At 72.2% G+C, this 21,147-nt stretch carries 16 protein-coding genes; 7 read left to right on the forward strand and 9 right to left on the reverse strand.

The window, feature by feature from the left end:
- The 5 genes from AB0E77_RS04610 to AB0E77_RS04630 form a co-directional block, all read right to left on the reverse strand.
- Nucleotides 1-933: a branched-chain amino acid ABC transporter permease gene (locus AB0E77_RS04610; protein WP_361565432.1), complete on the reverse strand. Its 933-nt coding sequence runs from the start codon at nucleotides 931-933 to the stop codon at nucleotides 1-3.
- Between the two features lie 119 nt (nucleotides 934-1,052).
- Complete coding sequence (locus AB0E77_RS04615; RefSeq protein WP_361565435.1) at nucleotides 1,053-2,294, reverse strand: branched-chain amino acid ABC transporter substrate-binding protein; 1,242 nt, start codon at nucleotides 2,292-2,294, stop codon at nucleotides 1,053-1,055.
- Between the two features lie 287 nt (nucleotides 2,295-2,581).
- Entirely contained in the window at nucleotides 2,582-3,211 is a 630-nt protein-coding gene (locus AB0E77_RS04620; protein WP_361565438.1) for a Tat pathway signal sequence domain protein, read from the reverse strand.
- A gap of 236 nt (nucleotides 3,212-3,447) precedes the next feature.
- Nucleotides 3,448-3,936, reverse strand: coding sequence for a hotdog fold thioesterase (locus AB0E77_RS04625; protein ID WP_361565441.1), 489 nt, complete (start codon nucleotides 3,934-3,936; stop codon nucleotides 3,448-3,450).
- Between the two features lie 65 nt (nucleotides 3,937-4,001).
- Entirely contained in the window at nucleotides 4,002-6,281 is a 2,280-nt protein-coding gene (locus tag AB0E77_RS04630) for an FdhF/YdeP family oxidoreductase (protein WP_361565443.1), read from the reverse strand.
- Between the two features lie 459 nt (nucleotides 6,282-6,740).
- Here AB0E77_RS04630 and polA point away from each other — a divergent pair, with 459 nt between their 5' ends.
- Nucleotides 6,741-9,467, forward strand: coding sequence for a DNA polymerase I (gene polA, locus AB0E77_RS04635; RefSeq protein WP_361565445.1), 2,727 nt, complete (start codon nucleotides 6,741-6,743; stop codon nucleotides 9,465-9,467).
- A 403-nt stretch (nucleotides 9,468-9,870) separates the two neighbouring features.
- Nucleotides 9,871-10,284, forward strand: a complete 414-nt coding sequence (locus AB0E77_RS04640) for a hypothetical protein (RefSeq protein WP_361565448.1) — start codon at nucleotides 9,871-9,873, stop codon at nucleotides 10,282-10,284.
- Here AB0E77_RS04640 and AB0E77_RS04645 read toward each other — a convergent pair.
- The gene (locus tag AB0E77_RS04645) at nucleotides 10,205-11,059 is read right to left on the reverse strand and encodes a DUF4184 family protein (protein ID WP_361565450.1); all 855 of its coding nucleotides are present in this window, start codon (nucleotides 11,057-11,059) and stop codon (nucleotides 10,205-10,207) included. The two genes, AB0E77_RS04640 and AB0E77_RS04645, sit on opposite strands and share 80 nt — an antisense overlap.
- 248 nt (nucleotides 11,060-11,307) lie before the next feature.
- Between AB0E77_RS04645 and AB0E77_RS04650 the strand changes: the two genes are divergently transcribed.
- Nucleotides 11,308-13,131, forward strand: a complete 1,824-nt coding sequence (locus AB0E77_RS04650) for a lytic transglycosylase domain-containing protein (RefSeq protein ID WP_361565453.1) — start codon at nucleotides 11,308-11,310, stop codon at nucleotides 13,129-13,131.
- 115 nt (nucleotides 13,132-13,246) lie between these two features.
- Here the strand turns inward: AB0E77_RS04650 and hrpB are convergent, their stop codons facing one another.
- On the reverse strand, nucleotides 13,247-15,796 hold the full coding sequence (gene hrpB / locus AB0E77_RS04655; RefSeq protein ID WP_361565455.1) for an ATP-dependent helicase HrpB: 2,550 nt from the start codon (nucleotides 15,794-15,796) through the stop codon (nucleotides 13,247-13,249).
- Nucleotides 15,797-15,857: 61 nt separating this feature from the next.
- Nucleotides 15,858-16,829, reverse strand: coding sequence for a class I SAM-dependent methyltransferase (locus AB0E77_RS04660; RefSeq protein WP_361565457.1), 972 nt, complete (start codon nucleotides 16,827-16,829; stop codon nucleotides 15,858-15,860).
- 226 nt (nucleotides 16,830-17,055) lie between these two features.
- On the opposite strand from AB0E77_RS04660, the gene rpsA reads away from it, so the two are divergent.
- From rpsA to AB0E77_RS04680, 4 genes are all read left to right on the forward strand, one after another.
- Nucleotides 17,056-18,555 (forward strand): 30S ribosomal protein S1, encoded by a 1,500-nt coding sequence (rpsA, locus tag AB0E77_RS04665; RefSeq protein ID WP_225634200.1) that lies wholly within the window; start codon nucleotides 17,056-17,058, stop codon nucleotides 18,553-18,555.
- A gap of 180 nt (nucleotides 18,556-18,735) precedes the next feature.
- Complete coding sequence (locus tag AB0E77_RS04670) at nucleotides 18,736-19,674, forward strand: PAC2 family protein (RefSeq protein ID WP_361565459.1); 939 nt, start codon at nucleotides 18,736-18,738, stop codon at nucleotides 19,672-19,674.
- A gap of 70 nt (nucleotides 19,675-19,744) precedes the next feature.
- Nucleotides 19,745-20,353, forward strand: coding sequence for a dephospho-CoA kinase (gene coaE, locus AB0E77_RS04675; protein WP_361565461.1), 609 nt, complete (start codon nucleotides 19,745-19,747; stop codon nucleotides 20,351-20,353).
- Between the two features lie 49 nt (nucleotides 20,354-20,402).
- Nucleotides 20,403-20,783: a tetratricopeptide repeat protein gene (locus AB0E77_RS04680; RefSeq protein WP_361565464.1), complete on the forward strand. Its 381-nt coding sequence runs from the start codon at nucleotides 20,403-20,405 to the stop codon at nucleotides 20,781-20,783.
- Between the two features lie 6 nt (nucleotides 20,784-20,789).
- Here AB0E77_RS04680 and AB0E77_RS04685 read toward each other — a convergent pair whose 3' ends face one another.
- Nucleotides 20,790-21,110 (reverse strand): DUF6343 family protein, encoded by a 321-nt coding sequence (locus tag AB0E77_RS04685; RefSeq protein WP_361565467.1) that lies wholly within the window; start codon nucleotides 21,108-21,110, stop codon nucleotides 20,790-20,792.
- Between the last annotated feature and the right edge of the window lie 37 nt (nucleotides 21,111-21,147).

The following is a 21,147-nucleotide window of genomic DNA, read 5'->3' on the forward strand; positions in this document are numbered from 1 at the left end:
TCACGCCCTGTCCGCAACGCGTTCGCCGAGCAGGCCCTGCGGCCTGAACAGCAGCACGAGGATGAGGAGGATGAACGCCCAGACGTCGGCCCAGGACTGGCTGCCGAACTTGTCCAGGCCGGGGATGTCGGCGATGTAGGCGGTGGCCAGGGTCTCGGCGACGCCGAGGACGACGCCGCCGATCATGGCGCCGTAGATGTTGCCGATACCGCCCAGCACCGCCGCGGTGAAGGCCTTCAGACCGAGGATGAAGCCCATCTTGAAGTCGATCTGGCCGTACTTGAGGCCGTTGGCGACGGCTCCGACGGCGGCGAAGACGGCGCCGAGGGCGAACGCGACCACGATGATGCGGTCCGTGTTGATGCCCATCAGCTTGGCCGTGTCCGGGTCCTGCGCGGTCGCCTGCATGCCCCGGCCGGTGCGGGTGCGCATCACGAAGAAGGCGAGGATCGCCATGCTGACGGGAGCGGCGATGAGCAGGAAGATGTCGCCGGTCTGGATGGTGGCGCTGCCGATGTGGAAGGGGCCGCCCTCGATCTGCGGGAAGGGGAGCTTCGACTTGGCGTTCGGGTACAGCGCCCACACCGCCTGCTGGAGGGCGAGGGAGAGGCCGATGGCGGTGATCAGCGGCGCGAGGCGGGGAGCGCCGCGCAGCGGGCGGTAGGCGAACCGTTCCGCCCCGATCGCGACGGCGACGGAGACCACCATGGCGCCGATCAGCATCAGCGGCAGCGCGATCCACATGCTGGTGCCGTCGGGCAGGATGTACAGGTGGACCGTGAGCGCCCCGAAGGCGCCGACCATGAAGATCTCACCGTGGGCGAAGTTGATGAGCTGGACAATGCCGTAGACCATTGTGTAGCCGATGGCGATCAGCCCGTACATGGATCCCAGTAGCAGGCCGTTGACCAGCTGCTGCGGCAGTTCGTTCACCGCATGTCCTCCGAGACTTTCGGATGTTCGACGGATGTGGCCCGGATGCGAGTCCGCGCGGGGCGCCTGTGGAACAGCGCCCCGCGCGGCTCGTGGGCAGTGGTGTGGTGCGGGGTGGGTCAGCCGGTGTAGGTGCCGGACTTCACGGCCTTCCACGCACCGTTCTCGACGGCGTACACGGTGAGCTGCTTGTTGGTGGCGTCACCGAACTCGTCGAAGGAGACCTTGCCGGTCACACCGTCGAAGGAGACGTTCTGCATGGCGTCCACGACCTTGGCGCGGGCGTCGTCGGGGAGCTTTCCGCCGTTGTCGGCGACGACCTTCTTGACGGCCTCGATGATCGCCCAGGCGGAGTCGTAGGAGTAGCCGCCGTAGGCCTCGTAGGCCTCCTTGTAACCCTCGGCCTTGTAGTTGGCGACGAACTCCTTGGCGGAGGGGAGTTCCTCGACCGGGGCGCCGACGGAGGTCGCGAGGTCACCGGTGCCGCTGGCGCCGGCGAGCTTGATGAAGTCGGCGCTGTAGATGCCGTCACCGCCGACCACCGGGATCTTGGCGCCGGCTTCCTTGATCTGCTTGCTCAGCGGACCGGCCTGCGGGTATTCGCCGCCGTAGTAGACGACGTCGGCGCCGGAGTTCTTGACCTTGGTGGCGACCGCGTTGAAGTCCTTGGTGTCCGGGTTGATGTGCTCGGTGCCGACCACCTGGCCGCCGAGCTGCTTGAACTCCTCGGTGAAGGTGCCGGCGAGGCCGGCGCCGTAGGTCTTCTTGTCGTCGATGACGAAGACCTTCTTCTTCTTGGAGTCGTTGTAGACGTACTGCGCGGCGAACGGGCCCTGGACGGCGTCCGTGGTCGCGGTGCGGAAGTACGACTTGTAGGTCCGGACCTTCTTGGTCTGCCAGTCCACGCCCTGGGTGAGCGACGGGTTGGTGTTGGCCGGGGAGACCTCGACCAGCTTGGCCGTGTCGAAGACCTTCTGCATCGACTCGCCGACGGAGGAGTTCAGCGGGCCGACGACGCCGAGGACGTCCTTGTCGGCGACGAACTTGGTCGCGTTCTGCTGGCCCACGGAGGGCTGGCCCTGGTCGTCGAGGGCCTCGACCTTGAAGGTGATGCCCTCGACGGTCTTCTGCTTGTTGGCGGTCTTGGCCGCGAGGTCCACCGAGTTCTTGATACCGAGCCCGAGCGCGGACAGGTCGCCGGTCAGCGGGGCGTCGACACCGATGACGACGGTGGTGCCGCCACCGCTGCCGCCGTTCCCGGAGTCGGAGCCGCCGTCGTCGTCGCGCGAACCGCAGGCGGTGAGGGTGAGCGCTCCCGCCGCCAGAGCGGCGGTGATGGCGATGAGCGAACGTTGACGCACGATCAGTCCTTTCCCTGGCACAGCCGTTTCCCCGTGGAGACGGCCGAGTCGAGCGCTGGGCCGAAGTGACAATCCGACGGCGCGGTGACTGGCCGTGACTCTAAGCGTGTGTGGGGAACGTGGAGGAGGGTCTGACTCATGCTGTGACGCTCTTGTTATGACACGCGGTAATGCAGAGCGGTGCTGGCGGGGAAGAAGGGCGGAATTCAGGCCGATTTGCTCTGTCCACATGGTGAGAACCCGCAGGACCGGCCCGGCGGGTTCAGGCGTGTAAGGCGTTTTGGTGATTACCGGGAATCGTTGCCACAGGCGACCTGGAGGGCCTCGGAGAGGTGCTGCGCATAGCGCGGGCCGAGGATGAAACTGTGCTCCTCTATTGCGCGCGTATTACGCAGCGTTACATCCAGGAAAGGGAGTCCGGGGTTCCGTGGTGCTTTTTCGCATTCCGTCACCCGCAGAGTGACGATGATCTTGAGGGCGGAATGCGACTTTGTCTGGAAAGGTGCCGCGGGGGTCGAGGTCGCCGAAAGTCCGGCGTAGGGCTGGGCCACCCGGGTCACCGTGACGGGTGGTCCGGAGTGCACGCTCAACAGCACCGCGAAGCTGAAATCGCTGGTCGGGGCGTTGCCGGGGGCGGCCACCGGGTCCAGATAGACGAGGTCGACCGCCTGCGAGGGGAAGGGCGGGGGTGGCGGCGGGGGAGCGGGGTGCTCCCGCGGGCGGCCGGCGTACAGCCAGACGCCGCCCGCCAGGACGACGAGGGCCGCGACCGCCGCGTGGACCGCCCGGCGGCGGCGCTCGTGACGCGGGTCCAGGTGCCGGCGCAGGCGTCCGGGACGCCGGGCGGGGTGGCGGGATTGCGGGGGTGCCCATGCGTGGGTGCCCTCGCCCGGCTCGACGGGCCCGGTGCCGCTCACGGCCGTCGGCCCTTGCCGGCGCCGCAGTGGCTTCCGGCGCGCCGGGCTGAAGCCTGACGGCCGGTCACGTCACGCATGGCGCCGACGACTCGACCCGGGCATACGGGCCGCACGGCGACCGTGGCGTCACGCCGGACGCCGCCCGTGGCGGCATCCGGCCGAGGGACTCCTCCCCGCTCCATGCCCCGACGCTAAGGCGCGGGGACGGCGGGGGCAATGACGCCGTCGCCGGGGGTTCAGCCCGCCGTGCCCGCCTGGACGGCGCTGCCGGGGGCAGCGTCGCGCAGCAGGCAGGTCAGGCGGGCGGTGCACACCCGCCGCTCCTGCTCGTCGGTGATCACGATCTCGTACGTCGCCGTCGACCGGCCCCGGTGCACGGGCGTGGCCACGCCGGTCACCAGGCCGGAGCGGACCCCGCGGTGGTGGGTGCAGTTCAGGTCGACACCGACGGCGATCTTGGAGTGGCCGCCGTGGAGCATCGAGCCCACCGACCCCAGCGTCTCGGCCAGCACCGCCGAGGCGCCGCCGTGCAGCAGCCCGTACGGCTGGGTGTTGCCCTCCACCGGCATGGTGCCGACGACCCGCTCCGGCGCCGCCTCCAGGATCCGGACGCCCATCCGCTCCCCCAGGTGGCCCGCGGAGAACAGTACGGGGAGGTCGATGCCCAGGGCGGCGTACTCGTCGATGATCTCCTGCGGGAACTGCACCTGCTGCTGCTCGCCCATGGGCCTGGCTCCGTTCATTGCGATCCGTCGGGTCGATCCGCCTGTCGGCGCGCCTGAGCGAACGCTCAGTCGGTCGTCGATTGTTCCAGACGCACGACGACCGACTTGCTGGCCGGGGTGTTGCTGGTGTCCGCGGTGGCGTCCAGCGGCACCAGGACGTTGGTCTCCGGGTAGTAGGCCGCGGCACAGCCCCGGGCCGTCGGGTAGTGCACGACGCGGAAGCCCGGCGCCCGGCGCTCCACGCCGTCCGCCCACTCGCCGACGAGGTCGACGTACGAGCCGTCCCGTACCTTCAGCCTCTCGGCGTCCTCGGGGTGGACGAGGACCACCCGGCGGCCGTTCCTGATGCCGCGGTAGCGGTCGTCCAGGCCGTAGATCGTGGTGTTGTACTGGTCGTGCGAGCGCAACGTCTGCAGCAGCAGCCGGCCCTCGGGCAGCTCGGGGTACTCGACGGGCGCGGCGGTGAAGTTGGCCTTGCCGGTGGCCGTCGGGAAGCGGCGCTCGTCGCGCGGCGCGTGGGGGAGGGCGAAGCCGCCCGGCCGCGCCACGCGCGCGTTGAAATCCTCGAACCCGGGGATCACCCGGGCGATGCGGTCGCGGATCGTCGCGTAGTCCTTCTCGAACTCCTCCCAGGGCACCCTGCTGTCCTCGCCGAGCACCCGGCGCGCCAGCCGGCACACGATGGCCGGCTCGGACAGCAGATGCCGGCTCGCGGGCTCGAGGCGTCCGCGTGAGGCGTGCACCAAGCCCATCGAGTCCTCGACGGTGACGAACTGCTCGCCGCCCTCCTGGAGATCGCGCTCGGTACGGCCCAGCGTCGGCAGGATCAGGGCTCGTGCCCCCGTGACGGCGTGCGAGCGGTTCAGTTTCGTCGACACGTGCACGGTGAGGCGGGCGCTGCGCATCGCCGCCTCGGTGACCTCCGTGTCGGGAGAGGCCGAGACGAAGTTGCCGCCCATGGCGAAGAAGACCTTCGCCTCGCCGTCGCGCAGCGCGCGGATGGCCCGTACGACGTCGTAGCCGTGTTCGCGGGGCGGGGCGAAGCCGAACTCCTTCTCCAGGGCGTCCAGGAACGCGGGCGCGGGGCGTTCGAAGATGCCCATCGTGCGGTCGCCCTGCACGTTGGAGTGGCCGCGCACCGGGCAGACACCCGCGCCCGGGCGGCCGATGTTGCCGCGCAGCAGGAGGAAGTTCACCACCTCGCGGATGGTGGGCACCGAGTGCTTGTGCTGGGTCAGGCCCATCGCCCAGCACACGATGGTGCGCCGCGAGGCGAGGACCAGACGCAGCGTCTCCTCGATCTCCGCGCGCGTGAGCCCCGTCGCCGCGAGCGTCTCGTCCCAGCCGGCGGCCCGCGCCGCCTCGGCGAACTCCTCGAAGCCGTGCGTGTGTTCCCGCACGAACGCCTCGTCGACCGCGCCCTCGGTCTCCAGGATCAGCTTGTTGAGGAGCCGGAAGAGGGCCTGGTCGCCGCCGAGGCGGATCTGGAGGAAGAGGTCGGTGAGCGCGGCGCCGGTGGTGAGCCCCTTCGGCGTCTGCGGATTCTTGAAGCGCTCCAGGCCCGCCTCGGGCAGCGGATTGACGCTGATGATCTTCGCCCCGTTCGCCTTGGCCTTCTCCAGGGCCGAGAGCATGCGCGGGTGGTTGGTGCCCGGGTTCTGGCCGGCCACGATGATCAGGTCCGACTTGTACAGGTCATCCAGCAGGACGCTGCCCTTGCCGATGCCGATCGTCTCCGACAGGGCCGAACCGGACGACTCGTGGCACATGTTGGAGCAGTCCGGCAGGTTGTTGGTGCCCAGCTCGCGCGCGAAGAGCTGGTAGAGGAACGCCGCCTCGTTGCTGGTGCGCCCCGAGGTGTAGAAGACGGCCTCGTCGGGCGAGTCCAGGGCGGCGATCTCCTCCGCGACGATGTCGAAGGCCCGCTCCCAGGTGACCGGCTCGTAGTGCTCGCCGCCCTCCGGGAGATACACGGGATGCGTGAGCCGGCCCTGCTGGCCGAGCCAGTAGCCGCTGCGGGTCGCGAGGTCGGCCACGGAGTGGGCGGCGAAGAACTCCGGGGTGACCCGGCGCAGGGTGGCCTCCTCGGCCACGGCCTTCGCGCCGTTCTCGCAGAACTCCGCCGCGTGCCGGTGGTCCGGCTCCGGCCAGGCGCAGCCCGGGCAGTCGAAGCCGTCCTTCTGGTTGACGCTCAGCAGCGTCAGCGCCGTCCGCCGCACACCCATCTGCCGCTGCGCGACACGCAGGGAGTGACCGATCGCCGTCATGCCCGCCGCCGCGTGCCGGGGCCCGGTGACCTGCGGCGCGTCCTGAACCGGATCACCCTTGGGCGGCTTCGTGGCCATCGCGCGCTCCTTCGCATGCAGGTGTGAGGTATGTCTCCGATCCTCGCACGCCCCTGTGACAGCGAGACAGGGCGGGCGACCGGCAGTCCGCGAGCGGTGGTTGCGGCGATGGAGGGGACGGGCCGGGCGGGCGCGTCCCGCGGGCGAGGCCCGAACGGGTACGCGCCGGACCCCTGGCCGGGTATGCGCCGGACCCCTGGCCGGGTATGCGCCGGACCCCTGGCCGGGTATGCGCCGGACCTCTGGCCGGGTACGCGCTGGAGCCGTGCCCGGGTAATGCGCCGGACCTCTGGCCGGGTACGCGCTGGACCTCTGGCCGGGTACGCGCTGGACCTCTGGCCGGGTACGCGCCGGACCCGTACCGACGCCCATGACAGGACCGTGCCGACGGTGACGACGGGAGCGTGGCGACGGTGACGACGGGACCGGCTGTCAGTGCCACGTGGCAGGATCGGGGGCGTGGCAGAGACAGCATCGAAGAAGACCGACAGCACACCCGGCGGCAGCCGCCCGCGCCTGATGCTCATGGACGGGCACTCGCTGGCGTACCGCGCGTTCTTCGCGCTGCCCGCGGAGAACTTCACGACCGCGACGGGCCAGCCGACCAACGCGATCTACGGTTTCGCGTCGATGCTGGCCAACACGCTGCGTGACGAGGCGCCCACGCACTTCGCGGTGGCGTTCGACGTCTCCCGCAAGACCTGGCGCTCCGAGGAGTTCACGGAGTACAAGGCGAACCGCTCCAAGACCCCGGACGAGTTCAAGGGCCAGGTCGAGCTGATCGGCGAGCTGCTCGACGCGATGCACGTGACCCGCTTCGCCGTCGAGGGCTTCGAGGCGGACGACGTCATCGCCACGCTCGCCACGCAGGCCGAGGCCGAGGGCTTCGAGGTGCTCATCGTCACCGGCGACCGGGACTCGTTCCAGCTGGTCAGCGAGCACACCACGGTGCTGTATCCGACCAAGGGCGTCTCCGAGCTCACCCGGTTCACCCCGGAGAAGGTCGTCGAGAAGTACGGGCTGACGCCCGCCCAGTACCCCGACTTCGCGGCCCTGCGCGGCGACCCGTCGGACAACCTGCCGGGCATCCCCGGCGTCGGCGAGAAGACGGCCGCGAAGTGGATCAACCAGTTCGGGTCCTTCGCGGAGCTGGTCGAGCGCGTCGACGAGGTCAAGGGCAAGGCCGGGCAGAATCTGCGCGACCACCTGGAGTCCGTGAAGCTCAACCGCCGGCTCACCGAGCTGGAGCGGCGGGTCGCGCTGCCGAAGACGGTCACCGACCTGGAGCGGCCGGCGTACGACCGCAAGGGCGTCGCGATGATCCTGGACACCCTGGAGATCCGCAACCCGTCCCTGCGCGAGCGTCTGTTCGCCGTCGACCCCGGGGCCGAGGAGGCCGAGGCGACGCCGGTCGTGGCGGACGGCGTGGAGCTGGACGGCACGGTGCTGGGCACGGGCGAGGTGGCCGGCTGGCTCGCCGAGCACGGCGACCAGCCCCTCGGCGTCGCCACGGTCGACACCTGGGCGCTGGGCACCGGCTCGGTCGCCGAGGTCGCGCTCGCCGCGTCCGACGGCAAGGCCGCGTGGTTCGACCCGACGGAGACCGACGAGGCCGACGAGGCGGCGTTCACGGCCTGGCTCGCCGACCCGGACCGGCCGAAGGTCTTCCACAACGCCAAGGGCGCCATGCGCGTCTTCGCCGAGCACGGCTGGCGCGTCGCCGGCGTGGGCATGGACACCGCGCTCGCCGCGTACCTGGTCAAGCCCGGCCGCCGCTCCTTCGACCTGGACGCGCTCTCCCTGGAGTATCTGCACCGCGAGCTGGCCCCCGCCGCCGCGGCCGACGGACAGCTGGCCTTCGGCGCGGACGAGGCCGCCGAGGCCGAGGCGCTCATGGTGCAGGCCCGCGCCATCCTCGACCTGGGCGAGGTCTTCACAAGCCGCCTGGAGGAGGTCGGCGCCGCGGATCTGCTGCGCGACATGGAACTGCCGACGTCCGAGCTGCTGGCCCGCATGGAGCGGCACGGCATCGCGGCCGACCGGGAACACCTCCAGGCCATGGAGCAGATGTTCGCGGGCGCGGTCCAGCAGGCCGTGAAGGAGGCCCACGCGGCGGCCGGACGCGAGTTCAACCTGGGCTCGCCCAAGCAGCTCCAGGAAGTCCTCTTCGGCGAGCTGAACCTGCCCAAGACGAAGAAGACGAAGACCGGCTACACGACGGACGCCGACGCCCTGGCCTGGCTGGCGACGCAGACGGAGAACGAGCTGCCGGTGATCATGCTCCGGCACCGTGAGCAGGCCAAGCTGCGCGTCACCGTCGAGGGACTGATCAAGACGATCGCCGCGGACGGCCGCATCCACACCACGTTCAACCAGACGGTCGCCGCGACGGGCCGCCTCTCCTCGACCGACCCGAATCTGCAGAACATCCCGGTCCGCACCGACGAGGGCCGGGCGATCCGCCGCGGCTTCGTCGTCGGAGAGGGCTTCGAGTCCCTGATGACCGCGGACTACAGCCAGATCGAACTGCGCGTGATGGCCCACCTGTCCGAGGACGCGGGCCTGATCGAGGCGTTCACCTCCGGCGAGGACCTGCACACCACGGCCGCCGCGCAGGTGTTCTCCGTCGAGCAGTCCGCGGTGGACGCGGAGATGCGCCGCAAGATCAAGGCCATGTCCTACGGCCTGGCGTACGGCCTGTCGGCCTTCGGCCTCTCCCAGCAGCTGAACATCGAGGCGGCCGAGGCCCGGGGTCTGATGGACGCCTACTTCGAGCGGTTCGGCGGGGTCCGGGACTATCTGCGCCGGGTCGTCGACGAGGCCAGGGCCACCGGTTACACGGCCACGCTCTTCGGTCGCCGCCGCTATCTGCCCGACCTCAACAGCGACAACCGCCAGCGCCGCGAGGCGGCCGAGCGGATGGCGTTGAACGCGCCGATCCAGGGCACGGCGGCCGACATCGTCAAGATCGCCATGCTCAATGTGGACAAGGCGCTGCGCGAGGCCGGTCTCGCGTCCCGCATGCTGCTCCAGGTCCACGACGAAATCGTCCTGGAGATCGCCCCGGGCGAGCGCGCCACCGCGGAGGAACTGGTCCGCCGCGAAATGGCGAGCGCCGTCGACCTCAGGGTCCCCCTGGGCGTCTCGGTGGGCTCGGGCTCGAACTGGGAATCGGCAGCGCACTAGCCTCCGGCGGCGGTCCAGCGGTCCAGCGGTCCAGCGGTCCAGCGGTGCAGCGGGGCAGCGGGGCCCGGAGCCGCGGCGGACGCCGCGCTGCCGGGCCACCGCGGTGCGGGACCCTTGTGGTGGCGGGCCGGCAGTCCACTGGCGGCCTGAGGCCGTCACCCCCGCGCCGTCGGCCCCGCGCCTTCGCCTTCGGCGATCCGGCACCCGGCGCCCCCGCCCCGGCGGCCCGGTGCAGTCGGCATCCGCCCCGGCGGCCCGGTGCCGTCGCACCGCCCCGGCGCCTCGGCGCCGTCGGTGGCCGGCCGGGCGTCCGCCCGTCGCCCCGCCGGCCCCCGGAGGGCCCGTCACTCAGGTGGCCCCCGCGGAAAAGCCCCCGCGCCCCGTCTCCCCTGAGGATGCGGGCATGGGTATACGCATGCTCCACCACCGGACGACACCGGCACGGGCAAGCACAGACCGACCCGCCCGCGTGCCACTCCTCCCCGTCCCGGTCTTCGCACCGGGCGCAAGTACCGGCCGCACCCCCACCACCCTCGCGACGGCCCTGCGCCGCACCGCGGCGGACCTCCGCCGCAGACTCGACCGCCGGGACCCGGCCGCCGCGACTCCCCGCGAGACGCCCGCCTGGCGGCTGTGGGCCGACCTGGCGCGCGGCTACCTCACGCTCGCCCTCACCCTGCTGCCGCAGTCACGCCCCGCCCATACGTTCACCGTGTTCGTCGCGACCGCCGACACCCTCAGCGCGCGACCCGGCGGCCCGGCTCCGTACCGACGCCTCCCGGGCTTCCCGGGCCCGGGGCCGGACGCCACGCCCTGATCGCCACGGCGCACAGCAGCAGCCCCGGCACCAGCCCCGCCCCCGCCCCGAAACACACGGTCGGGACGACCTCCCAGGGCTTCGCCACCGACCCCCAGTGGTCCCACCACCGGGTCGTACGCTGCACCACCCCGGCCAGCACACAGCCGCCGAGCACCGCCCCGGCCCGCCAACGGTCCCGCGCCGACAGCACGGGAACCCCCAGCGGCCCGGCCGGGGCGGGCCGGCCGAGCGCCCGCGCCACGAACACGGCGATCACCACCGCGGCCACCGCCGAACCGCCGTACTGCGCGTACCAGTACAACGGGGAGCCCGCGACCTCCCGCCCCAGCACGGGGAACACCCGCATCCCCCACCGGTCGAGATGCGTGAACGCGTCCCACACCACGTGCGTCAGCGCACCCAGCACCGCCGACACGTACCACCACGCGACCAGGGACGGCCGTACGCGCGCCCGTGGCGCCCCGCAGCGCAGCAGGGCGGCGACGCGCCCCTGCCGGGCCCGTGGCAGCAAGGCCACCAAGGGCTCACGGACCAGCAACCACAGCCCCACCAACGCCCAGGCGACGAGCACGTCGACCGAGAAGACCCCGGCGAACGAGTGCGTCACGTCCCCGAACTCCATCGCCCCGGACACCAGACTCGCCGCGTAATAGGTCATGTCGGGCGAGAACGACCCCGCGACCAGCACCGCCGGCACCAGACGCCCCCGCCCGGAGCCGTCGCCGCGCACCGCCGGCAGCACGGCCGCCGCATGACTGAGGGTGAAAGGCAACGCCGCTCCTCATATGGCCAACTGGTGAATATCGGGCACGAACGGGTGCCCACGCAAAGCAAGTTGTCGTAGGGTCGCCTGCGGCGCCGTACTGATCGAACAGACGGCCGTCGGGCTCGGAAAGTTGCGGCGCAACCCTCGGCTCGGGCCGATCGTCACAACAGGGGCGGGTACGGCGCGAGCACCACAGCCGAAGGCAGACGGACGACGGAGACGGACGCGCGGGCGTCCACGGGAGGGGTCACTCTATGGCGGCGCAGTTCGACAGGAGGCTCCGCAAGGCTGCGGTCACCACCACCGTCGCGGCGGTCGCGGTCGCGGCCCTGTCCGCGTCCCAGGCTCCCGACGTGACGGCGGACGGCAACGGCAGACGGACCACCGCCGACAGCACGCCCTCGCCCTCCGCGCCCTCCGGCGACAGCGCCACCGGCAACTCGCCGTACTACACGGACCTGCCGCCGCTCAACAGCCCGAGCCCCGCACCCACCGTCGGCACCCCCGTCTCCCGGGGCCCCGCCGAGGCGGGCATCCCGGCGACCGTCCTCGACGCCTACAAGAAGGCCGAGTCGGAGCTGCGCCGGGCCAAGCCCGGCTGCAACGTCCCGTGGCAACTCCTCGCCGCCATCGGCAGAGTGGAGTCCGGTCACGCAAGCGGCGGCCGTGTCGACGCGAACGGCACCACCACCAGCCGCATCATCGGCCCGCAGCTCGACGGCAACGGCTTCGCGCTCATCAAGGACACCGACGACGGCGTCTACGACGGCAACAGCGCCTACGACAACGCCGTCGGCCCCATGCAGTTCATCCCGTCCACCTGGGCCTGGGCGGGCCGCGACGGCAACGGCGACGGCAAGAAGGACCCCAACAACGTCTACGACGCCGCCCTCGCCGCCGGCCACTACCTGTGCCGCAACGGCTGGGACCTGTCCGTCCAGGCCGACCTCAACCGGGCGATCCTCAGCTACAACAACTCGCAGGAGTACCTGCACACGGTCCTGACCTGGCTGGAGTACTACCGCAAGGGCACCCACGAGGTCCCGGACGGCACCGGCGCGCTGCCGGTGGACCGCAGCGACGACGGCTCCGGCGTGACCGGACCGAGCCCGTCGCCGGGCGTCGGCGGCACCCCGGGCCGGTCCACCGTGCCGTCGACACCGGGCACGTCGACGCCGTCCCCGGGCGGCTCGAACGGCTCCGCCAAGCCCACGCCGCCCGGCACCGGTTCACCGAACCCCACCCCGACGCCGCCGCCCACCACGCCGCCCACCACGCCGCCGACCCCCACCGACACGGTGGACCACCTGGAGAACGCGGGGGCCTCCGGCGTCACCGCCATGGCGGGCGACACGTTCGCCGAGAGGATCGGCGTCCGGGCGGAGACGGAGAAGGGGGAGGCCGTCACCAAGGTCCGCATCCGCTTCACGATCCTCGGGGACACCGACGCCACCTTCGCCGGCGGGGAGAACGTCGCCACCGTCGTCACCGGCAGCGGTGGCGTGGCCACGGCGCCCGCACTCCAGGCGGGCGAGAAGACCGGGGCGTTCACCGTCCGGGCCACCGTCGTCGGCCGCACGGTCGCCGGTCTCGACCACCGGGCCACGGTCACCGAGCGCGCCGCCGACACCCTCGCGCGCACCGGTGACGCGGCGCTCACTTGCACCGTGGGCGGCGAGTTCGCGAACCGGGTCGAGGTGAAGGCGACGTACAAGGGCGCCGTCGCGGACAAGGTCGCCGTCACCGCCACGCTCATCACGTCGGCGACCGACCCGGCCGAGAACGACAAGGGCCCCTACTTCAAGGACGCCGACGGCAGGGCCGTCCGCACCCTGACGGGCCTGCCGACCGACGCCAAGGGCCTGCTGACGCTGCCGAAGCTCTACGCGGACGGCACCGCCGGCACGTTCGTGCTGCGCCTGACCACCGCGGGCGGCGCCACCCTCGACGTCCAGCTGAAGGTGGCGGAGGCCGAGCCGGAGCCGTCTCCGGAGCCGTCTCCGGAGCCGTCCACCGGGTCGTCGCCGGAGGCCTCGCCGAGCCCTTCCGCCGAACCGTCGACCGAGCCCTCCGCGTAGACATCCGCCGGACCGGACACCGGGGGCGTCCCACCGCTGCGGCGGCGGGACGCCCCCGCGCCCCGCGCCGTGTGCCGGGTGCCGTGTGCCGTCTTTCCGTGCGACGGCGGGAGGGTCACGAACCGGAGGCGGACTCCCGCCCGAGCCGCGCCTTCGTGTGCCGCGTCGGCTCCGCCGTGGCCGGGTCCTCGGGCCACGGATGCTTCGGATACCGGCCGCGCAGCTCCGCCCGCACGCCCTTGTAGCCGTCCCGCCAGAAGGAGGCCAGGTCGGCCGTGACCGCCGCCGGCCGGCCGGCGGGGGACAGGAGGTGCACGAGCAGCGGCACCCCGGCGATCTCGGGCGACCGCTCCAGCCCGAACATCTCCTGCACCTTCACCGCGAGCACGGGCCGCGCGGGATCGCCGTAGTCGATCCGGATCCTGGAGCCGCTGGGCACGGTGATCCGCTCCGGGGCGAGTTCGTCCAGCCGCGCCGCCTCACCCGACGCCCAGGGCAGCAACCGCGCCAGTGCCTGCCCCGCGTCGATCCGCGCCAGGTCGGCCCGCCGCCGGGCCCGTCCGAGTTCCGGCTCCAGCCACTCGTCCACGCGCGCGTGGAGCGCGTCGTCGCAGACGTCCGGCCAGGGCTCGCCCACGTGCAGCCGCAGGAACGCGAGCCGCTGCCGCAGCGTCCGCGCCCCGTCCGGCCAGCGCAACAGCCCGAGCCCCTCTCGCCGCAGTCCCTCCAGCAGTGCGTCGCGTACGAGACCGGGGGCGGCGTCGGCCGGAGGGCCCACCGACAGTTCGACGGCCCCGAGCCGCTCGACCCGCCGCGCCACCACGTCGCCGTCGGCCCAGTGCACCTCGTCCCGCTCGGTCAGCAGGGCGCCGGCCGCGCGCCGCGCCGTGGCCTCGTCGACGACGGCGCCCAGCCGCACGCGCGCGTGCCCCTTGCCCACCGGCCGGTCGGCCACGGCCACGGCGATCCAGGGAGCCCCGCGCAGCTCGGACCCCTCCGGCAGCTCCGCCCGCGTCCCGGACGCCATCAGATACGAACCGCCGTCCTTCCTGGCCACCCGCTCGGGAAACGCCAGCGCGGCCACGAGCCCGGCCACCCCGTCCTCCGCATCGCCGGCAGACGCCTCGTGGGCCGCCACGATGCCGTCCGTCCCGTCGCCCCGCGCGCCCGCCTGCCCCGCGGCGGAGCGCAGGCGGCGCACCTCCGCCCGCCAGCGTGTCCCGTAGGCGTCGCCCCCGCGCCGGGCCGCCCGCAGCGCGGACGCCAGGTCGTCGCCGTACTCCCGCGGCGGCTCCTCGCTGAGCAACGCCACCACCTCGGCCACCGCACCGGAGGCGCCCGCGTCGAGCAGGGCCCGCCCCAGGCGGGGATGCACCCCCAGCCGCGACAGCCGTACGCCCCGCTCCGTGGCCCGCCCGGCCGCGTCCACCGCGCCCACCGCGGTCAGCACCGACCGCGCCGCGGCCATCGCTCCGTCCGGCGGGGGGTCCAGCAGCGCCAGCCCGGACGCGTCCGGGTCGCCCCAGCACGCCGCCTGGAGGGCGAACGCCGTCAGGTCGGCCACTTTGATCTCCGGCGACGGGAAGCGCGGCAGCCTGGAGTCCTCGGCCTCCGCCCAGCAGCGGTACACCGTGCCAGGCGCCTCACGCCCCGCCCGTCCGGCACGCTGCCGTGCCGCCGCCCGCGACGCCCGTACCGTCGTCAGCGCGCTCAGCCCGCGTCCGTGGTCCACCCGCGGCTCCCGGGCCACCCCCGCGTCCACCACCACCCGCACTCCCGGCACCGTCAGCGACGACTCCGCCACCGACGTCGCCAGCACCACCCGGCGCCGTGACCCGGGGGACAGCACCGCGTCCTGCACGGCGGCCGGCGCCCGTCCGTGCACCTGGAGCACGTCCACGTCACCGAGCCCGGACAGCTGCCCCGCCACGCGGGCGATCTCCCCCACGCCCGGCAGGAAGCACAGCACGTCCCCGTTCTGCTCGGCCAGCGCGCGGCGCACCACCGACGCCACGTGCGCGAGCAGCGCCGGATCGACCCGCATCCCGTGCGGCGGCCGTACGGGGCGGGCCGGCGGCGCCCACACCACCTCCACCGGGTACGACACGCCGTGCGCCTCGACGACCGGCGCCCCGCCCAGCAGGCGGGCCCAGCCCTCCGCGTCGGTCGTCGCCGACGCGGCCACCAGCCGCAGCTCCGGCCGCAGCGCCTGCCGCACGTCCCACAGGAACGCCGCCGTGGTGTCCGCGTCGAGATGCCGCTCGTGGCACTCGTCCAGCACCACCGAGTCGACGCCGGTCAGCTCCTGGTCCCGCTGGAGCCGCTGCAACAGCACACCGGTCGTGACGACCTCCACGCGTGTGTGCCGCCCGACCACCCGCTCGCCGCGCACGGTGTACCCGACGCTCGCCCCGGGCTTCTCGCCCAGCAGCCACGCCATCCGCCGGGCCGCCGCCCGCGCGGCGATCCGCCGGGGTTCGGCCACGACCACGCGCCGCGCGGGGCCCTCGCCGAGCAGACCGGCCAGCGCGAGCGGCACCAGCGTCGTCTTGCCGGTGCCGGGCGGCGCGACCAGCACCGCGGTGCCGTGTCCCTCCAGGGCGTCGTGCAGTGCGGGCAGGGCACCGCGTACGGGCAGTGCGTCCAGGTCGTCGTAACGGATCACGACCCCAGTGTCGTACGCCCGCGAAAGCGCCCTCCACGCGCGCGTGCCCGGCGGCGGTCCGTCAGTCGCGCTCGCACACGAAGATCGCCGTCCCGGGGATCAGATGCCCGCGCAGCGGGGACCAGCCGCCCCACTCCGAGGTGTTCCAGTCCGGCCACTCCGGCTCCACCAGGTCCACCAGCCGGAACCCCGACGTCACGACGTCCCGGACCCGGTCGCCGAGCGTCCTGTGGTGCTCGACGTACACCGCGACGCCCTCCTCGTCCTGCTCGACGTACGGCGTGCGGTCGAAGTAGGAGGCGGACACCGACAGGCCCTCGGGGCCCGGCTCGTCCGGGAACGCCCAGCGCAGCGGATGCGTGACGGAGAAGACGAAGCGGCCCCCGGGCCGCAGCACCCGGCGCACCTCCCGCAGCACCAGCCGCGGATCGGCGACGAACGGCAGCGCCCCGTACGCCGAGCACGCCAGGTCGAAGGAGCCGTCCGCGAAGGGCAGCACGGCGGCGTCGGCGCAGACCAGCGGGAACGACCCGCCGATGCGCAGCGCGTGCTGGAGCTGGCGGTGGGAGAGGTCCAGGGCCACCGGGCGGGCGCCCTGGCCGGCCAGCCAGCGCGCGCACTGGGCGGCACCGGCGCCGATCTCCAGGACGTCCTTGCCCTTCAGCTCCTCCGTCGGGCCGAGCAGCTCGGCCTCCACCTCGTCCAGGCCCTCGGGGCACCACACGAAACGGTCGTCGCCGAGGAAGGTGCCGTGCTCGATCTGGTACTCGTCCGCGTTCCGGTCCCACCAGCCGCGATTGGCGCGGGCGCTCTCCGTGACCCCGGCGGCACGCCGGGTGGCCTCGGGTTCGGTCTCTGCGGCTTCGGACGTTACGGGCTCTTGGATGACCGGCTCCCTCGTACTAGTCTGCGGCTCTTCCGGCCAGGCAGTCCCGGGCGTCGGGCACGGGACGGACGGGTTCCGTGCGGCCTCGGGAGACGGCTCTTGTGCCGGGTATGCGGCGTTCCGCCCCGGGTGGGCGGCTTCGCGCATTGACCATGCCCGGCCGCCCCCGTATGCTACAAGTTGCGCTGCGGGCCTGCGCACCTCAGACGTAGCAGGTCGCGCTCGCATCTGTTGTATGTCCCCTCGGTTCTCGAGGCGTCGCCACTGGATTTCGGTGACGCTTACTTGGCTGTCCGGCTTCATCAGAGCGAAACGGGCTCCCGGCGTAAGCAGTACCTACGACTTCAATGTCCGTACCGGAGCCCTTTCCCACATGACGAGCAGCACCGAGACCACCGCCACCACCCCGCAGGTTGCGGTCAACGACATCGGTAACGAGGAAGCCTTCCTCGCCGCGATCGACGAGACGATCAAGTACTTCAACGACGGCGACATCGTCGACGGCGTCATCGTGAAGGTCGACCGGGACGAGGTCCTGCTCGACATCGGTTACAAGACCGAAGGTGTCATCCCGAGCCGCGAGCTCTCGATCAAGCACGACGTCGACCCCAACGAGGTCGTCGCCGTCGGTGACGAGATCGAGGCCCTCGTCCTCCAGAAGGAGGACAAGGAAGGCCGCCTGATCCTCTCGAAGAAGCGCGCCCAGTACGAGCGTGCCTGGGGCACCATCGAGAAGATCAAGGAAGAGGACGGCATCGTTACCGGTACCGTCATCGAGGTCGTCAAGGGTGGTCTCATCCTCGACATCGGCCTCCGCGGCTTCCTCCCGGCCTCCCTGGTCGAGATGCGCCGCGTCCGCGACCTCCAGCCCTACGTGGGCAAGGAGCTCGAGGCGAAGATCATCGAGCTGGACAAGAACCGCAACAACGTGGTCCTGTCCCGCCGCGCCTGGCTGGAGCAGACCCAGTCCGAGGTGCGCCAGACGTTCCTCACCACCCTCCAGAAGGGTCAGGTCCGTTCCGGCGTCGTCTCCTCGATCGTCAACTTCGGTGCCTTCGTGGACCTGGGTGGCGTCGACGGTCTGGTCCACGTCTCCGAGCTGTCCTGGAAGCACATCGACCACCCGTCCGAGGTTGTCGAGGTCGGCCAGGAGGTCACCGTCGAGGTCCTCGACGTCGACATGGACCGCGAGCGTGTCTCCCTGTCGCTGAAGGCGACCCAGGAAGACCCGTGGCAGCAGTTCGCCCGCACCCACCAGATCGGCCAGGTCGTGCCCGGCAAGGTCACGAAGCTGGTGCCGTTCGGTGCGTTCGTCCGCGTGGACGAGGGCATCGAGGGTCTGGTCCACATCTCCGAGCTGGCCGAGCGCCACGTGGAGATCCCGGAGCAGGTCGTCCAGGTCAACGACGAGATCTTCGTCAAGGTCATCGACATCGACCTCGAGCGTCGCCGCATCAGCCTCTCGCTGAAGCAGGCCAACGAGGCCTTCGGTGCCGACCCGTCGGCGGTCGAGTTCGACCCGACCCTGTACGGCATGGCCGCGTCCTACGACGACCAGGGCAACTACATCTACCCCGAGGGCTTCGACCCCGAGACCAACGACTGGCTCGAGGGCTACGAGACCCAGCGCGAGGCGTGGGAGACCCAGTACGCCGAGGCGCAGCAGCGCTTCGAGCAGCACCAGGCGCAGGTCATCAAGTCCCGCGAGGCGGACGAGAAGGCCGCTGCCGAGGGTGGCGACACCGCGGGTGCGGCTCCGGCCGCGTCCGGTGGCGGCTCGTACTCCTCCGAGGGCGGCGACAACTCCGGCGCCCTCGCGTCGGACGAGGCCCTCGCCGCGCTCCGCGAGAAGCTGGCCGGCGGCCAGAGCTGATCGCGGGCCGCTGAGGCCTGACCGTTGACACTGAGGGGCCGTACCTTTCGAGGTACGGCCCCTCGGCGTTTCCGCGACGCTCACCATCACACCCGCTCAAGATCACAGCGGTCCGCTCCGGGAATGCCCGCCCGCGCACCGGCGTTATGACGTTCGGACACGAGGAGGGGAGCGGTCACCGTGCTGGATCCGCAGGGTTTGTACACGTGGGAGCCGAAGGGCCTGGCCGTGGTCGACACGGCACTCGCCCAGGAGTCGGCCGGGCTGGTCATGCTCTACCACTTCGACGGATACATCGACGCCGGCGAGACCGGCGACCAGATCGTCGACCAACTGCTCGACTCACTGCCCCACCAGGTCGTCGCCCGCTTCGATCACGACCGGCTCGTGGACTACCGGGCCCGCCGCCCGCTGCTGACCTTCAAGCGCGACACCTGGACGGCGTACGAGGAGCCCACCATCGAGGTGCGCCTCGTCCAGGACGCCACCGGCGCGCCGTTCCTGCTGCTGTCGGGCCCCGAGCCGGACGTGGAGTGGGAGCGTTTCGCCGCCGCCGTGGCGCAGATCGTCGAGCGCCTCGGCGTCCGCCTCGCGGTCAACTTCCACGGCATCCCCATGGGCGTCCCGCACACCCGGCCCGTCGGCATCACCCCGCACGGCAACCGCACCGACCTCGTCCCGGGCCATCGCAGTCCCTTCGAGGAGGCGCAGGTCCCCGGCAGCGCGGAGGCGCTCGTCGAGTACCGGCTCATGCAGGCCGGCCACGAGGTGCTGGGCGTCGCCGCGCACGTGCCGCACTACATCGCCCGGTCGGCCTACCCGGACGCGGCGCTGACCGTCCTGGAGGCGATCACGGCGGCGACCGGACTGGTCCTGCCGGGTGTCGCGCACTCCCTGCGCACGGAGGCCCACCGCACCCAGACCGAGATCGAGCGGCAGATCCAGGAGGGCGACGAGGAGCTCACCGCGCTCGTCCAGGGCCTGGAGCACCAGTACGACGCCGCCGCAGGCGCCCAGACGCGGGGCAACATGCTCGCCGAGCCGGTCGAGATCCCGTCGGCGGACGAGATCGGCCGCGAGTTCGAACGGTTCCTGGCCGAGCGGGAGGGCGAGGGCTGACCTCCGGCGGCCGTCGTCCGTCGGCGCCCCGTCCGAGGCGCCGACACCGGCAGGCCCTAAGCTTCCGCCCATGCTGACAGTGGGCCTGACCGGTGGGATCGGCGCCGGCAAGAGCGAGGTGTCACGGCTGCTCGTCGAGTGCGGGGCCGTACTGGTCGACGCGGACCGGATCGCGCGCGAGGTCGTCGAGCCCGGGACCCCGGGGCTCGCCGCGGTCGTGGAAGCCTTCGGCGAGGAGGTGCTCGCCGACGACGGCGGCCTGGACCGGCCGAGGCTGGGCGCGATCGTGTTCGCCGACCCGGCAAAGCTGGCCGCGCTCAACGCGATCGTGCACCCCCTGGTCGGCGCCCGCTCGCGCGAACTCGAGCAGGCCGCCGCCGAGGACGCCGTCGTCGTCCACGACGTCCCGCTCCTCACCGAGAACGGCCTGGCACCGCTGTACGACGTCGTGATCGTCGTCGACGCCGACCCGGCGACCCAGCTCGACCGGCTGGTGCGGCTGCGCGGCATGACCGAGCAGGACGCCCGCGCGCGCATGGCCGCCCAGGCGACCCGGGAACAGCGCCGGGAGATCGCCGACGTCGTCATCGACAACGACGTACCGCTGGAAGAGCTGCGGCAGCGCGTGAAGGACGTGTGGGCGGAGCTGGCCCGCAGGGCCCGTACGGCCCCGGAATAGCCGCCTGCGCGCGGGCGTTGATCCCTTCCAGCGAGGGAAGGACTCTGCCGTGCCCGAGACCAGCGGTTCGAACGGACGCACTCCGGAGACGGACGTCATCGACTTCCGCGCCGCCGAGCAACTGCTCGCCGCGCGTGATCCGCGGGGCGCGGTGAAGCTCCTGGACCAGGTCATCGCCGCGCATCCGGAGAGCACCGCGGCGCGACTGCTGCGCGCCCGCGCCTTCTTCGCGGCGGCGCAGCTCAGGCCGGCCGAGCTGGAGTTCACGATCGTCCTGGAGCGCGAGCCGGACAACGCGTTCGCGCACTTCGCGCTGGCCCGCACCTTCGAACGCCGGGGCTGCCCCGACCAGGCCAGACGCCACTTCCGGCTGGCGGCCGCCCTGGATCCGAACCCGGAGTACCTGCAACAGGCGCGGTTCGACTCCTGATCCGCGCTACGGGCCGCCCGGCGGCGGTCCCGGCCTCCCCGGAGGCCGGGGCGGCGGGCCGTTCCGGATGCGCTGCTCCGGCGGGCGGTACGGCGGGACGTCCGGACCGGGCTGGTAGTGCGGCCCCTGGCGGATGTGCCGCAGCACCACGGTCAGATCGACCGTGATGACCAGCCACAGCACCCCGAAGGCCGCGGCCCAGCCGGGCCGTCCGGTGAGGGCGAAGACGGCCGTCCCGAAGATCGCCCAGACCTCTCCCCACACGCACAGCCAGAACCGCGCCCGCAGGGCACTGCGCGCGGTCGTCGGTTCACTGCCTGTACGCATGGCCAGGACCACTCCCGTCACAAAACGTACTCCCGCG

The sequence above is a fragment of the Streptomyces sp. NPDC032940 genome, assembly GCF_040636935.1.
Lineage (GTDB): Bacteria > Actinomycetota > Actinomycetes > Streptomycetales > Streptomycetaceae > Streptomyces.

Bases quoted from the DNA above. Each gene is read 5' to 3' on its own strand.
- AB0E77_RS04625 (WP_361565441.1), bottom strand. From the start codon at position 3,936: ATGGGCGAGCAGCAGCAGGTGCAGTTCCCGCAGGAGATCATCGACGAG.
- AB0E77_RS04630 (WP_361565443.1), bottom strand. From the start codon at position 6,281: ATGGCCACGAAGCCGCCCAAGGGTGATCCGGTTCAGGACGCGCCGCAG.
- AB0E77_RS04640 (WP_361565448.1), top strand. From the start codon at position 9,871: ATGGGTATACGCATGCTCCACCACCGGACGACACCGGCACGGGCAAGC.
- AB0E77_RS04650 (WP_361565453.1), top strand. From the start codon at position 11,308: ATGGCGGCGCAGTTCGACAGGAGGCTCCGCAAGGCTGCGGTCACCACC.
- AB0E77_RS04660 (WP_361565457.1), bottom strand. From the start codon at position 16,829: ATGCGCGAAGCCGCCCACCCGGGGCGGAACGCCGCATACCCGGCACAA.
- rpsA (WP_225634200.1), top strand. From the start codon at position 17,056: ATGACGAGCAGCACCGAGACCACCGCCACCACCCCGCAGGTTGCGGTC.
- coaE (WP_361565461.1), top strand. From the start codon at position 19,745: ATGCTGACAGTGGGCCTGACCGGTGGGATCGGCGCCGGCAAGAGCGAG.
- AB0E77_RS04685 (WP_361565467.1), bottom strand. From the start codon at position 21,110: ATGCGTACAGGCAGTGAACCGACGACCGCGCGCAGTGCCCTGCGGGCG.